Raw genomic sequence first — 14,281 nt, 5'->3', positions numbered from 1 at the left:
GCCACAGGAGGAACCAATGGACCTTTACATCTGCGAGAAGCCCAGTCAGGCCAAAGACCTGGCACAGGTACTGCGCATCTCCAAGCGAGCCGAGGGGTACCTCCATGATGGCGGCGACCGGATGGTGACCTGGGCCTTCGGCCATCTGCTCGAGCTCGACATGCCCGACGCCTACGACCCCGCGCTGAAGTCTTGGAACATGGAGACGCTGCCGATCGCCCCCGACCAGTGGCGCTACCACGTGAAGAAGTCCGGGGCCAAGCAGTTCAAGGTGATCAAGGAGCTGCTCGGCAAGGCCAATCAGGTCTTCATCGCCACCGACCATGACCGGGAGGGAGAAGCCATTGCCCGGTCGCTGATGGACCGGTGCCGTTACCGCGGTGCCGTCAAGCGCGTGTGCCTCCGAGCCCTCGACGAGACCAGCATCCGTAAGGCCCTGGCCGACATCCGCCCCGGCGACGAGACCGTGCCCCTGTATCACGCGGCCATGGCCCGCTCCCGGGCAGACTGGTTGATCGGCATGAACATGTCACGTCTGTACACCGTGCTGGCGCGGAAGATCGGTTACGACGAGACACTGCACGTCGGCCGGGTCATCACCCCGACCGTGGCGCTGGTGTGTCAACGTGACAAGGAGATCGCCAACTTCACCCCGGCGCCCTACTACGTGCTGAGCGTTGACGTGTCGGTACAGAGCGGGGCGTTCCGCGCCGTCTGGGAAGTGCCGGAAGAGCTGGCCGACGACCAGGGCCGCTGTATCAACAAGGCTTTCGCCGAGCAGGTGGCGCAGCAGGTGCGCGGGGTCAGTGCCGTCATCAGTACGGCCGAGACCAAGGCCGGAAAGGAGTCCGCCCCCCTGCCCTTCGACCTGACCTCGCTGCAGCAGTATGCCGCCAAGCGCTGGGGCTACACGGCGCAGCAGGTCCTCGATGGCGCCCAGGCGCTCTACGAGACCCACAAGGCCACCACCTACCCGCGTACCGACTCACGCTACCTGCCCGAGTCTCAGCGCGAGGACATTGCCGACACCCTGCAGGGCCTGATGCTGACCGACCAGTCCTTCTCGGGCCTGGTGGCCGGCGCCGATCCCCAGCGCAGCTCCAGGGCCTACAACGACAGCAAGGTCACCGCCCACCACGCGATCATCCCGACGCCGGCCCGCACCGACATTTCCAAGATGTCGGAGCTCGAGTTCAACCTCTACGACTGCATCCGCCGCTTCTACGTGGCCCAGTTCTATGCCCCCTTCGAGTTCAACCGCACCAAGATCCAGGTAACGGCCGGCCAGCACCTCTTCAATGCCCGCGGCAAGACGCCGCTCAAGCAGGGCTGGAAGGTGATCTTCAACTCGGATCTGGAGTCCGCCCCCGAGGATGAGGGCGAGACGAAGGATGAGAACCCCGAGCAGGACCAGCTGCCACCGATGCGCCAGGGCGAGCCGGCGGTGATCAACGGGGCCGAGCTCGCCGACAAGCTCACCCGCCCCCCGCCCCACTTCACCGAGGCCACGCTGCTGGCGGCCATGGAGAACATCGCACGCTTCGTCACTGAACCGCGCTTCAAGCAGATCCTCAAGGACACCGCCGGTCTCGGGACGCCGGCCACACGTGCCGGCACGATCCAGGGCGCCGTGGACCGGGGCTACCTGCAGCGCAAGAAGAAGACCCTGCACGCCACCGACAAGGCCCACGCCCTGGTAACCATCCTGCCCGAGGCCGTGAAGTCCCCGGGCATGACGGCCGCCTGGGAGCAGCAGCTCGAGAAGATCGCTGCCGGCGATGCACGCATGACCACCTTCATGGAACAGATCACTGGCTGGGTCTCGAACATGGTGACCACGGTCAAGACCAACGCCGAGCAGCTCACGCAACACGACAGCGGGCTCAAGGCGGCCTTCGCCGACGCCAAGGGCACTACCCACCCCTGCTTCACCTGCGGCAGTCCGCTCAAGCGGATCAAAGGCAAGAACGGCTTCTTCTGGGGCTGCCAGAGCCCGAGCTGCAAGAAGACCTTCCCTGACAGCCGCGGCAAGCCTCAGCAACGCACCGAGCCCGAGGATGGGCCTGATTGCCCGGACTGCGGGAAGACCATGCGCCTGCGTAGCGGCAAGGCCCCCGGCAAGACGCGTGCCACGAAGTTCTGGGGATGCTCCGGCTACCCGGAGTGCAAGGGCCGGCTGCCCTACAAGCGCAAGCGAACCACGACTGCATGACACCTCGTCAGCACCGGATAGATCCCCTGCACAAGGAACGAGAGATGAATCAAATGAACCATGGTAGTGGCGACAGCCAGATGGTGGGTCCCGATGAGGCATTACGCCAGCAGCAGTGGCAGACCTTCGACAAGTGGATGGAGAGCACTATCACCGAGCGCCGGCGTTCCAGGCGCTGGAAGATCTTCTTCCGCCTGCTGTTCATCACCTTCCTGTTCGCCTCACTGGCCAATACGGTCTACTTCCTTCACTTCGCTGCCGCGGGCAAGGACGAGCTCGTGGAACGCCACCTGGGGATCGTCGACGTGAAGGGAGTGATCGATGCTGATGAAGAGGCCACCGCCTCACGCATCAACGAGGGGCTTCGCCGGGCCCTGGAGGCAGACAAGATCGCGGCCGTGGTGCTTCGCATCAATAGCCCCGGCGGCAGTCCGGTGCAGTCCCAGCGCGTCTATGAAGAGATCCGTTTCCTGGAAGAGCAGCACCCTGACACCCCGATTCTTGCCTGGATCGAGGACATGGGCGCGAGCGGCGCCTACTACGTCGCTTCCGCCGCCCGCGAGATCTACGCGGCGCCCTCCAGCCTGGTAGGCTCGATCGGGGTCATTTCGTCTGGCTTCGGCTTCCGTGATGCCATCGACAAGCTCGGTGTCGAGCGTCGGGTCTTCACCGCCGGCGAAAACAAGGCGTTCATGGACCCGTTCTCCCCGGTGACCGAGGATCAACGAGCCTTCTGGGAATCGGTCCTCACGTCGACCCATGAGCAGTTCATTACCGACGTGAAGGCCGGCCGCGGCGATCGACTCAAGGCGGGCGATGATGTCTTCTCCGGCCTGGTGTGGACGGGTGAGCAGGCCAAGAGCTTGGGGCTGATCGATGAGGTCCTGACGCTTGAGCAGCTGTCCCGCAAGCTCATCGGCGGTGTCGAACTGCGCAACTACACACCTCGCCTGTCGACCTTGGAGCGACTCACCAGGGGGCTTGGTCCCATGGTACAGAGCCTGCTCGGCCTGGAATCTCACCGGAACGCCGCGGTTCGCTACGAGATGCCGTAACCGACCCTACCCGGTATCAACAAAAGGGCGAGGCTCCGCAGAGTCTCGCCCTTTTGCTTTTGGGTCGCCTGGAGATCACGTCGGGCACCGCTATGGCCGAGAACACGTCCCCTTTGCGTGGTGCTGGCGAACTGCCACGTGGCTATTCGGCGGGGGACGGTGGCCGAGTTCGCGAGCCTGCTGCTGCTGGGCCGGCGTCAGGGCATGCCAGAACCGCCAGACACGCCAGGTGGGCAGGCTACGCATCTCAGCCTGATCTGTCCGGCGGCGCAGGTAGATATGGAACTTGGCCTGTGTGGTGTCGATGCGATCCCGCTCGATGGCATCGAAGAAGATGGCCGCATAGCGAGGGGTCAGGTGACCGGTCTGCTGGTAGTGCACCAAGGCCTCGGCGAGCAGTTCATTGGTGTCGCGCATGGCCACGACGAGCAAGCGTGCGACAATCTCGTCACGCAGGAAGCCCTGAATCGTATCGTGGATGTGTCGCTCTGCTGCCCGCTGGTTGAGAGCCACGCCGTCCTTCTCGACACGGAAAGCATGGCCCAGGACGCATCCGGAGCCCACCCAGATGCGACGACGGTTATGGGCATTGTCGAGGCGAAACCGAAAACGCTGGTGACTGGCCTTGCACAGCTCACAGTAGGCAATCGGACCCTCGTAGTCCTGACAAAAGCCAGTGTAGCGCCACTCGGCGAGTGCCTCGATGCGCTGGCTTGCTGTCGATAGCTCCAGCAGGGTTTGTTCTGTCCTGGGGCCCGGATGGCAGTTGCTCACCGTCCCTCCTCAGCTTCTCGTTTGTCTGGATTGTGTTGTGTCGGGTAGGCCACCTCTGAGACCCTAGGGTCGCAGTGACTTGCCACGCGGGCTGAGATTCGTCATCGGTCCTAGGCTCAGCCATTGTAAGGGAATGTGATTAGGCCTTGCATCACGCTATCGGCCGATTTTCGTACGACTTCAGCCTTAAACGTGTAAGCCATCTCTTACACCCCGTGATGGTCTTGCTCGACACTCTTCGAAAGACTCGGTGGACCCGATCCGTCCCAGGAGGGCATCACCAGAGGTCAATCTTCAGGTTCAAAGCTAACACCATTTTATGGACATACAAGCCCCATATAGTGGGCGTTATGGACACGCGGTTGCGAGAGAACAGTGAGGGGCTGGACGGGAGGGAAGACAAGGAGAGGCTGCTGGCGATGTGAGAGCGACCAGCAGCCTCGGGGCAGCACAACACTGAGGAGAGCTGTGCGCCTCCTCAGTGTACCATCGTTTCAGCGTGCCTGAGTTGATGCCCCTTTGCGCGGCGAGAGCTCTTCCACCACGTCGTCTCCTCGCCGGATGTGGCCAAAGGTGCGCCGGAACGCCTTGGCATCCAGGATGCCCCAACTGCGCAGCTCGTAATAGCCCGATCCTGATGGCGTCGTGCTGACCGGGTGGATGTACCGGAGATCGATCGCGAGCTCCTGGCGCAGGGTCGTCATCAGGCGGCGAATCGTGGTTTCAGGGATGCCCGTCTGCCGATGCAGATCGGACATCGTCGGCTCCTTGAGTTCCGCAAGAGCATTGACCAGGGCGTAGCGGCGCCGGCACGGGTTGCTGAGTCCTTCGCTCATGGTCATTCAGTCCACCGCCCTCACCGAGGTGATCGTGATCGCCTCTGCGGGCAGCCGGACAGGCTCCTCGTTGCCGTCGTTGTTCAGCATGACCCACACGAAACCATCTTCTTCATCGACACGGGAGGTCATGATCCAGCCCATCTGCACCTCGCCTGCCTCGTCATCGATCTCACAGGCGCAGTAGACCCGGATCGCCTCAGGAGGAATGTCCTTCCAGCCTTGGGCCTTGGCCTCGGACTTCTTGGCGGCGGGCGGGGCCGACGGCTCGGGCTCGGCACCTTGCCCGCCAGCCTCAGGCTCGCTTGCCGGTTCCGACGCACCACCTTGGGGTCCGGCACCGGGTTCACCGGGTGCCCCTTGCTTGGCCGCCGGGCTTGGTTGGCTCGACTGGCCTTCGGAAGATCGCTGCGACGCTGAAGCGCCCTCGCCCGCCCCCTGTTCGTCCTCGTGGCCTACCGGCTCTTCCAGTAGTGTGCCTTTGCCGACCCCTTTCCCCGGGCGCTCCTTCGATGCCTCGGGCGACTTCTGGGGAGCATCTCCCGCCAGGAAGGCGTCCTTGGGACGAACGCCTTGATCCTTGACCTTCTTCGCCACACGCAGCCATTCCCGGCTGTCTCGGCGCGAGAGGCCTTCCTCGGCCTCTGCCTGAGCGCAGATATCCTCGACCCACTCAGGGTCGAGCTTGTGCAGCTGGCGCAGGTTATTCAGGGTCTCCGGGTCGGTCACCAGACCGGTGTCATAGAGGCGCTCCCTGATGCTGTCCTGCAGCTTGAGCAGCGAGAGATATACCGACACGTAGGTCGTGGGTTTACCCAGCATCTCGCCAATCTGGCGCTGGGACATGTTCCCCTCGTCGACGAAACGGGCTAGCGCCTCAGCCAACTCCATGGGCTCGAGGTCTTCACGCTGGATATTCTCGGCCAGCTCACCGCTGAGCGCCTCGAGGGGCTTCTCGTGACGGTTGTTGACGATGGCGGCCACCTTGCAGCCCAGCTGCTTGCAGGCACGCCAGCGCCGCTCCCCCTTCTGGATCGTGTACTTCCCCTTGCTGTTCTTGGGGGAGACGACGATCGGCTGCTGTTGACCAGATTCCTTGATGGACGCCGCCAGTTCCTCGATCCGCTTGAACTTCTTGCGTGATTGGGCGCGAGACACCACGTCATCGGTATGCAGCGACAGGACATTCTGGCCCGTTTCTTCCACCAGGCTGGCGGCCTGGACGATGCTGTCCAGGCCTCGCATGCTTGAGCTCATTGCAGGCGCTCCTCAATTTCATCCATCAGGGCGGCGACTTCCTTGGCCGCGACATGGGCATAGGTCAGTGAGGTGATCGGCACCCCCTCGTCGATCGCGGTATCAATCGGCGGCCGGCGAGCCAGGTGATTGTTGAGCACCAGCTCCCCCAGCACCCTACGAAACTCCAGGGCATTGCGGTTCTGGCGCTTGGCACCCGGTTCGAGCATGTTGATGAAGGTGCCGGCGAACTTGAGCCCCTCGTTGTACTGGGCCTTGACGCTGGCAATGGTACCGAGGATGCCTTCGATACCATCGATCGCAAAGCCGGACAGCTTGACGGGGCTGATCACGTGGGTGCTCATGGCCAAGGCCGCCACCAGCGTGACGCCGAAGTTCGGGGGGCAGTCGATGATCACCACATCGTAGTCATCGAGCAGTGCCCAGCAGTTGTTGCGAAATACCAGGCAGTCATCCAGCTCCGAGCTCTGGATTGCATACAGGCGAGCGCAGTTCTTGGGTGTCGGGATGAGGTCAATGCCGCGAGGACAGTGGGTCACCTCGAGCTGCTCAAGGTCCGGGGTATAGAGATCGGCCGCCGTGGTCGACGCCAGGGGCACGGGTTCTCCATCGTCCCCGAGGATCAAGCGGGTCGTGGTGTTGCCCTGGGCATCGTTGTCGATGACCAGCACCCGTCGCCCCTTGTTCGCCAGGTGCTGCGCCAGGAAGATCGTGGTACTGGACTTCCCGACCCCGCCCTTGTGGGACGCCACGGAGAGGATTCTACTCATCACTGGCTCCTGCCTGAAAGATTGGCTCATGCTGGCCCCAGCATAGCACCATATTTTGGCGTTGCGATACCCATATCATGCATATTGCTCGTTCGATACGTGGTGTCCGTTCGGGTGAAAACCTCGGCATGGCCCCGCTTCTCCCTTGCTGGAACCGACACCCCTCCTTATCCTGTACATTGATACAGCTTTCTGGAGCCACCCCTCATGTCGACCGACGTTCTGGGCCCCCTTGCCTTGTCCGGGGAGCCCGCCAGGCTTCCCCTCTACCCTGAGGCGAGCTGCGGTTTTCCGTCTCCGGCGGAAGCCTGGAGCGAGCCTCCCCTGTCCCTGGACGACCTGGTGCGGGTGCGGGAGCCATCCACCTTCTTGGTGCGGGCTCGCGGGGACTCGATGATCGAGGCAGGGGTGAGCGACGGAGATGTCCTGGTCGTGGATAGGGCCCGCCAGGCACGAAGCGGGGATGTCGTGGTCGCTCGGGTGGGAAGCGAGTTCCTGGTCAAGACGCTCGTGATCGAGGGCGAACGGGTTTCGCTGGTACCGGCGAACCGGAACCACCGCCCGATCGTGCTGGGCGATGGCGAGGAGCTCGAGGTCTGGGGCGTGGCCACCTGGAACCTACATCATCTGGGGAGCTCGCCGTGAGCCACCTGCCCGCGCCTTCCCACGCCATCGGGCTGGTCGACTGCAACAGTTGTTACGTTTCTGCGGAGACCATCTTTCGTCCCTGGCTGCGCGACGTACCCACTGTTGTTTTATCCAGTAACGACGGCAATGCTATTGCCCGAAACATGGCGGCCAAGGCCCTCGGCATTCCGATGGGCGCCCCCTGGCATGAGATCGCCCCGCTCTATCGACGAGGGGAAGTCGCGGTTTTCAGCTCCAACTTCGCGCTTTACCAGGACATCTCCGATCGCGTGATGGCGCTGCTGGCCCGGCAGGCAGCCTCCATTAGCGTTTACTCAATTGATGAGGCGTGGGTGGATCTCAGCGGACTCGGAGACGACCTGGAAACCTGGGGCCACGAGACCCGTGCCACCCTGCTGCAACAGATCGGCATGCCGGTGGGGATCGGCATCAGCGAGAACAAGACCCTGGCCAAGCTCGCCAACTGGGGAGCCAAGAAGTGGGCCAAGCAGACCGGCAACGTGGTCGACCTGCGTGACCCGGTGCGCCGCGAGAAGCTCTTGAAGCTGGCGTCGGTCCATGAGGTCTGGGGCATCGGTAGCAGGCTGACCCGCCGGCTGGAGGCCGATCTGGGTATCTCTACCGCCTGGCAGCTGGCGCGGGCCAATCCGCGACTGCTGCGACGCCACTACGGCGTCACCGTGGAGCGCACTGCCCGGGAGCTCGCCGGGGAGCGCTGCTTCCCCTTTGACGAGGACCCGGTTCCCAAACAGCAGATCATCGCCAGCCAGTCTTTCGGCAGACGGGTGCACGACCGCGAGGGGCTCGCCGCCGCGCTCGCCAGCCTGACAGCCCGCGCCGCGACGAAGCTCCGTGGCCAGGGGTCGCTGACCCACTGCCTGCAGGTCTTCATCCACACCTCACCGTTCGATCGCTGGGGGGAACCCTACAGCGCACGCCAGATCGTGCCCTTCCCCGCCCCCACCGATGACAGCCGCGAGTTGATCGGCGCGGCGATGGGCGCTCTCCAGCAGATGTACCGGGAGGGCCCGGCCTATGCCAAGGGCGGTGTCATGCTCTCGCAGTTCGTGCCGGCCCGGCACCGCACCGACGATCTATTTGCCCCAGGGCGCCGACCTGGCAGTGAGCAGCTGATGTCTGTCATGGACAGGATCAATGCCAAGATGGGGCGCGGGACCGTACGGATCGCTCAGGAGGAGGTCGCGTCAGGGTGGGAGATGCGCCGGCTGTTCCTGTCCCCTGCCTACACCACCCGCTGGGATGAGCTGCCGGAGGCCCGCTAGGCGAGGTACTTCAACCATAACGCTGACCAGCTCGCACCCGGGCAATAGAAGAAGCGGGGCGTGATTCCACTCAGCCGGTGGTGGGTCCTGGACGCGCAGCACGAGGTTGCCGCCAGGGTCGTGCTGGTGGCTCTGGGTTTCGGCCTTGAGCAGCCAGTTGTTGCTGCGGTTGACCTGGTAGCGGTGCCGCTGGCCGTCGTTAAGCCGTGCCGTGCGATTGGCGTTGTGGTCGTATTCGAAGCCCAGGGCGCCGTAATCGCCGGTGGCCGAGGTGAGCCGATCGGCGGCGTCGTTGCCGAAGGCCTGATTCCGGGCCGACTGGTTCTCTACATCCACGACGTCACCATTATGCAATGGCGGCAACCACTCTATTTAACCCTATGCCCGTATCTTTTTACATAATATATCACCCCGGGAAATGTCGAAATCACTGAGACAATAACTGAGAATATTCTAGCCCCATCGTCTTCATTAAACCCTCCCAGTATCACGACGTTCGGCACATATATCACGGCACCAAAAAAAAACACCATCATGATTTTTAACATCACGTAAACCGCCTCTTTGATCCAGTATGGAAGCTGCTGGATACGGACCATGCACCTGCCATATATATCAAACATAGGGACGACCACTATCGCTACCGCAACGTAAACAAAGAAAACCTTCAAGGAATCCATTTTACAAATCACTCCCCAGCTTTTCCCCTGCCCCGACAACAGCACCTTCTACAGCTGACCCAACCGTGTTTCCCGGAATCCTGAAGACGACTCTACTGCCCAAAGGCTTACCAACAACTTCGAGAGTTACTAGCGGCATCCGAGCAGCTAGCACCAGGCAGGCGCCCATCACCTCGCGTGGCTGACCTGGAACAGCGGTGACAGGCTCTCCGGCGAAGTCGCAACAGACCATCGGCATGGCGGCCGAGGGGTGGCCCGGGTCGGTGGTGGCCGGCGAGTAGCACCGCGAAGCCAGGATCTCATAGGCTGCCGCCGGCGTGGTGGTGTGATAGAGACGGGTGGTCATGCGTCGAGGCGTCCTTGCGCCAGTCGCGTCAGCGCGTTGTCATCCATGGCGGACTTCACCCCTGCCTCCACGCGGCTGCCTTCCAGCGCCAGCCACACATCCCCCAGCCTCAGTGGCTGGTGATCAATGCCCGCGAGTCGTCGCTCATAGGAGTCAAGGTGTCCCTCGCGTAGCGCCAGCTCCTTGGCCGCCTTGATCACCTGGGGAGAGGCCTCCTGGGCATGGTGATTCTCGAGGTAGCGACGTGACTGCGCATCGCGCTCTTCCTGGACGTGGTCGGGCACCCCGGTATCACGGGACTGGCGCCAGGTGCCACGCGATCCCAGCAGCGCCAGCAGCATGACGAGTGCGACGATCCCAAGCGCCCCGGCGAAGACCCCCGGAGCGATCAGCGCTTCCGAGCGGAGGTGATAGAGCAGCCCGGCGCAGAGCCCGGTGAGCATCAGGATCAGCAGGAAATGGTAGTGAACCTTGTTCATGCGGCTTTCCTTGAGGTTTCAGCGGGCTTGGTGGCCGTCAGGATGACCACCGAAATGCTGGTCCCCTTGAAGTCGCCAGTGTAGGGAGTCGAGATCTCCACCTCCCAGTCGCTCAGTGCCCTTGAGGGGTGCGACGAAACAGTGGCCGGCAAGATCGCCACCAGTCTTCCGCCCGGGGCGACCAGCTTGGCCGCGGCATCCAGGTGAGCCTGATGTCGACCGCCCTGGTAGGGAGGGTTCATCACCACTTTGTCGAAGCGCGGGGCCGACTTCGCCCACTCCAGGAAGTCCCCCTCGACCACCTCGAACCCCTGGGCCCTGAGCACCTGGCAGTGCAGAGCAGCCACTTCCACGCAGGTGGTGCGCTCCTGGGGCAGCAGGCAGGCCAGGTGCCCCTGCCCGGCGCTGGGCTCCAGCACGTCCTCACCCGGTGCAATCTCGGCCGCGGCGACGGCCGCCTCGGCAATGTGCTCAGGCGTCGGATAATACTGGTGGCTGCGCTGATCCGGGATCACTCCCGACAGGATCACGTGATTGATGGCCTCCTGGACGTTGTAGTCGAAGGCGTAGCGTCGCGTCTGCGTGCGCACCCCGCCCAGTGACTCGAGGACTCGCTCCACCTCCTGGCAGGTGTGCTTGTCGGTGGCGCACACGGTCAACTCGGTCCAGTCATCGTGGGGCCGGCAGTCGCGCAGGGCGCTGAGCACCGCAAACGGCAGCGGGCGGGTCATCAGGTCGAAGTGCTTCGGCTTGGGACCCGGTGCCGGCTGAGTCCGGAACTCGCTGGGGATCGCCTCCGGGTACAGGCTGGCGAGCACCCGGTTGAGCCGCCAGGCGATGTCGGGCGCCACCTCGATATGGCAGGTGCCTTTCTTGTAGAGCCTGACCCGCAGGGCATTGCCATCGAGGCTATGCCACACTCCCAGCCGCTCACGCAGCCGGTAGAGATCGCAGTAGGTGGTGTTGTGCGACGGCTCGTCACGGTGCATGAAGCGAGCCACCACCGCCCGCAGGTCGTTCAGGTAGTTCGCCATGCGGCTGCTGGGATGCTGCATGTCATCGAGCATGCAGCCGACGATCATGCGCTTCGAGAAACCGACCGTCTTGTTGGTCTTGTGCACACCGGACAGCACGCGGAACACGCCGTCTACCCGCTCCGCGAAGAAGGCCGGGCGCTGCGCCAGCAGGCTTTCCAGGGTGGCTCTGACGGTGCTCTCCTCGAAGGCCGGCGTATCGAAACGGCGGATCTGCTCGGCCCAGTCATTGCGGCGCTTGGCCGGCATGACCTCGAGGATGTCGGTCAGGTTCAAGGCCCGCTGCCAGAAATCGGCGTCCAGCGCCTTGTAGGCCCCCTCGGGGTTGAGCAGTCGCTCGAGGCTCTTGCCCCCATAGCGGGACAGGTCCGGCATGTTGCCCTCGAGGCAGTAGCCGATGGCATCCTGACGGCCCTCCCCCATCACCAGGTCCACCGTCTCCTGAATCTTGCGACGCATCGCCTGATACTGGCCAATGAGCCGGTCGATCATGTCTGACGAGACCGGCGCGAAGAACTCGCCGAGCTCTTCGCCGAGCACCTCAACGGTCGGGGCGTGATCGTTAGTCTGCTGGTTCATCAGGCGGTCCTCCTGGGGTGTTCGTGGGGGATGCTGGCGCCGCACTCCTCGGCGATCAGGGCATTGATGCGCTCCACGTGCTGGGGCTGCTTGAGCCACAGGTGAAGGTTGCCGTTGGCAAACCAGCGACAGGTCAGCCAGTCGGTCTCGTGTTCGCGTTCGCCGCGGCGGCGACAGGCCTCGAGCTCGGTCGATAGCCGCTCGGCATGGGTCAGGTGGGTCGGGTCATGCCCCTCGAGCAGATACAGCACCCGCTCCAGGTCATCGACGCGCTCCCGTGCCGAGCTGAACCCGTTCCAGCCGGCTTCCCGGAAGGCCTGGGGCAGCACCAGCCGCTTGCCGACCTTGAACGCGCTATGGCTGCGGTACGCCCGTGCCAGAGAGCGGAAGAGCTCGACGACGCCCCGACGGAACACCTCGTGGCGCTGGCCGAACAGCTGGATGAACGTGGCGTGGACGTTCTCGCGGGTCAGCGGCAGGGGGTTGGTCGCCAGATCCTGCTGAATCTCGCGCTTGTCGTCTGCGGTCATCACCGCCGACATCCCGGAGTGGTCCATCAACCAGCGCCAGCCCTCGGCATCGAAGGCACTGGCTGCCTCAGCCACGGCACGGGTGCGCACCTCGTCGGGACGGCAGGCCAGCGATGCCCAGGACTGTTTACGCAGGCCGGAGGTGAAGCCGAAGCCGTTGAGCGGCATCAGCGCCGTGGCCTCGGCCAGCTGCGCCATCGCGGAGCCCACCAGGGCCAGCGCCCTCTCCCGACGTTCCAGCAGGTCATCCATCGCGCCGGTGGGCGGGGAGAGCTCGCGGGAGTCGGAATCGCTATCTTCTACCGTATACGGTACTACGGTAATGCCGTGCATGATCATTCCTCCCGTCCTTGTTCGCCGCCGGCGGGCTTGAGCGCCAGCATGCCGCGCAGCGCCTGCAGCGCCTCGACCTCCTCTCTGGGGAGGGTGACGGTCAGGAAGCCGGGCCTTCCCGTGGTCGGCGTGGCGTGGTCCAGGTGCCACAGCAGCGGCAGCAGCCGGGCATTGATCCTCAGCTGCTCCTCATCGCTCAGCGATTTCGGTGAGGCCGACAGCGCCGCGGCGATGTCGCGGGCCGTGACGCGGCGCTTGCCCTGGGCAATGGCCTGGGCCTGACGGACGATGCCCGCCGCGTTGTCGCCGTGATCGCGCTGTAGGGCCACGGCGAGGGTGGGCGACATCCCACCGGCCTCGACCACCGCCCGCAGCCGGTCGCCCAGCTGGAGAAAGGACAGCGTCTTGTGCACGTGGGGCTGGGAACGACCGACCCGCTTGGCTATCTGTGCCTCGGTCCACCCAGACGCGGTCAAGCGCCCGTACAGCTCGGCCCGACGCAGCGGCGCCAGCTCTTCGGCGTGCGAGCCGGTCAGCAGGCTCAACGCCTCCTCGACGCTATCTTCGTTGCGGTCTTCGCTCATGGTGCGTTCCCCGTGGTGAGTGATGGGGCCAAGCTATAACCAATTTATGATTATGCAAGCACCATAAAACGGAGGAGGAAGGGCGCAAAGAGACCGCCGGCACGCGGCGTACCGACGCGTCAGCGAGGGGCTTCAGTGAAGGGGTGAATTACTGGCCAAAGGGCGAGGTCTGCGCTACGTATCGGTGAATCGCTGGCTGCGGGTCTTCCTTCACCACCGTGGATCTTGCCACTCGGCATCCTCATAGAGAGCGAACTCTTCTGGAGGAATCAGGTGGGTGGCTCCTGCTCTGAGCCAGAGGGGATAGAGGCTCAGATACATAGGGTCGAAGCTTTGCATGAGGCAGGCCAGGCCATCTCGCCGTTGCTTCTTGGTCCAGGCACAGAACATTGCTCCACGACTATCGAGGCACTGCTGGACATGGTCATACCCTTGGCCCAGTCGCTCCACACTCTCGGTGATCTTGGAGGCCTTGTCTCCAAAGTCCGAGGCAAGGCCTTGCTGCACAACATCCTCTAGCAAATAGACCATCGATTGCTGACGCTTGGTGTTGTCGAAGAAGGCAAGGGAGGCCCTTAGAAGGCGGCATTGAAGAAGCAGCACCGGCCAGAGCACTTCCACCCCAAACCGTGGCCCAATCTCGGGGTAATTTTCCGGAGGCTTCAGGGTGACGCGCCGCTTTTCATAGGCCTTTCGAATGTCGTAGGCCAGCGTGAGGAGCACATTCTCGCTGGTGGACATCAACGGGGAGCGGTCCTCGATCTCATGAACCACCTCGTGAAACTGCCGCAAGGTGAGGTAGTCTCCGCACAACAGCAGGCCGGCATGGTTCTTGAGGGTTTTGTAGTGGAGCATCTTGGCCTCTCTTCACGCCGATAGGG

14 protein-coding genes are annotated in these 14,281 nt (G+C 63.5%); 5 read left to right on the top strand and 9 right to left on the bottom strand.

Going from position 1 to position 14,281, the window contains the following annotated elements; genetic code table 11:
* Positions 1-16: 16 nt before the first annotated feature.
* Together ACOMD9_RS19420 and sppA are read left to right on the top strand one after the other, a co-directional pair.
* Positions 17-2,212 carry a DNA topoisomerase III gene (locus ACOMD9_RS19420; protein ID WP_421417639.1) on the top strand — a complete coding sequence of 732 codons (2,196 nt, stop codon included), beginning with the start codon at positions 17-19 and terminating at the stop codon, positions 2,210-2,212.
* Positions 2,209-3,267, top strand: coding sequence for a signal peptide peptidase SppA (gene sppA, locus ACOMD9_RS19415; RefSeq protein WP_421417638.1), 1,059 nt, complete (start codon positions 2,209-2,211; stop codon positions 3,265-3,267). Before ACOMD9_RS19420 ends, sppA begins: the two co-directional genes overlap by 4 nt.
* 90 nt (positions 3,268-3,357) lie before the next feature.
* Here the strand turns inward: sppA and ACOMD9_RS19410 are convergent, their stop codons facing one another.
* The 4 genes from ACOMD9_RS19410 to ACOMD9_RS19395 form a co-directional block, all read right to left on the bottom strand.
* The gene (locus tag ACOMD9_RS19410) at positions 3,358-4,041 is read right to left on the bottom strand and encodes a hypothetical protein (RefSeq protein ID WP_421417637.1); all 684 of its coding nucleotides are present in this window, start codon (positions 4,039-4,041) and stop codon (positions 3,358-3,360) included.
* 494 nt (positions 4,042-4,535) lie between these two features.
* Entirely contained in the window at positions 4,536-4,877 is a 342-nt protein-coding gene (locus tag ACOMD9_RS19405) for a helix-turn-helix domain-containing protein (protein WP_421417636.1), read from the bottom strand.
* Between the two features lie 6 nt (positions 4,878-4,883).
* Positions 4,884-6,134 carry a ParB/RepB/Spo0J family partition protein gene (locus ACOMD9_RS19400; RefSeq protein WP_421417635.1) on the bottom strand — a complete coding sequence of 417 codons (1,251 nt, stop codon included), beginning with the start codon at positions 6,132-6,134 and terminating at the stop codon, positions 4,884-4,886.
* Positions 6,131-6,904 (bottom strand): ParA family protein, encoded by a 774-nt coding sequence (locus tag ACOMD9_RS19395; RefSeq protein ID WP_421417634.1) that lies wholly within the window; start codon positions 6,902-6,904, stop codon positions 6,131-6,133. Before ACOMD9_RS19395 ends, ACOMD9_RS19400 begins: the two co-directional genes overlap by 4 nt.
* 207 nt (positions 6,905-7,111) lie before the next feature.
* On the opposite strand from ACOMD9_RS19395, the gene ACOMD9_RS19390 reads away from it, so the two are divergent.
* Genes ACOMD9_RS19390 through ACOMD9_RS19380 form a run of 3 tightly spaced genes read left to right on the top strand, consistent with a single transcriptional unit; the run spans position 7,112 to position 9,237 of the window.
* On the top strand, positions 7,112-7,549 hold the full coding sequence (locus ACOMD9_RS19390) for a LexA family protein (protein WP_421417633.1): 438 nt from the start codon (positions 7,112-7,114) through the stop codon (positions 7,547-7,549).
* Positions 7,546-8,835: a translesion error-prone DNA polymerase V subunit UmuC gene (umuC, locus tag ACOMD9_RS19385; protein WP_421417632.1), complete on the top strand. Its 1,290-nt coding sequence runs from the start codon at positions 7,546-7,548 to the stop codon at positions 8,833-8,835. Before ACOMD9_RS19390 ends, umuC begins: the two co-directional genes overlap by 4 nt.
* 60 nt (positions 8,836-8,895) lie before the next feature.
* The gene (locus tag ACOMD9_RS19380; protein WP_421417631.1) at positions 8,896-9,237 is read left to right on the top strand and encodes a hypothetical protein; all 342 of its coding nucleotides are present in this window, start codon (positions 8,896-8,898) and stop codon (positions 9,235-9,237) included.
* Positions 9,238-9,857: 620 nt separating this feature from the next.
* Here ACOMD9_RS19380 and ACOMD9_RS19375 read toward each other — a convergent pair.
* The 5 genes from ACOMD9_RS19375 to ACOMD9_RS19355 all read right to left on the bottom strand — a co-directional run bounded on the left by ACOMD9_RS19375 (position 9,858) and on the right by ACOMD9_RS19355 (position 14,255).
* A complete protein-coding gene (locus ACOMD9_RS19375) occupies positions 9,858-10,340 on the bottom strand; it encodes a hypothetical protein (protein WP_421417630.1) in 483 nt (160 codons plus the stop codon).
* Entirely contained in the window at positions 10,337-11,953 is a 1,617-nt protein-coding gene (locus tag ACOMD9_RS19370) for a class I SAM-dependent methyltransferase (protein ID WP_421417629.1), read from the bottom strand. Before ACOMD9_RS19370 ends, ACOMD9_RS19375 begins: the two co-directional genes overlap by 4 nt.
* Positions 11,953-12,816, bottom strand: a complete 864-nt coding sequence (locus tag ACOMD9_RS19365; RefSeq protein ID WP_421417628.1) for a DUF4942 domain-containing protein — start codon at positions 12,814-12,816, stop codon at positions 11,953-11,955. Before ACOMD9_RS19365 ends, ACOMD9_RS19370 begins: the two co-directional genes overlap by 1 nt.
* Before the next feature lie 2 nt (positions 12,817-12,818).
* Positions 12,819-13,400, bottom strand: a complete 582-nt coding sequence (locus tag ACOMD9_RS19360; RefSeq protein ID WP_421417627.1) for a ParB/RepB/Spo0J family partition protein — start codon at positions 13,398-13,400, stop codon at positions 12,819-12,821.
* 210 nt (positions 13,401-13,610) lie between these two features.
* Positions 13,611-14,255 (bottom strand): DUF6904 family protein, encoded by a 645-nt coding sequence (locus tag ACOMD9_RS19355; protein ID WP_421417626.1) that lies wholly within the window; start codon positions 14,253-14,255, stop codon positions 13,611-13,613.
* Positions 14,256-14,281: the final 26 nt, after the last annotated feature.

The organism is Halomonas terrestris (genome assembly GCF_049166755.1).
Taxonomy (GTDB): Bacteria; Pseudomonadota; Gammaproteobacteria; order Pseudomonadales; family Halomonadaceae; genus Halomonas.
This window is presented reverse-complemented; position numbering and strand designations above follow the sequence as displayed.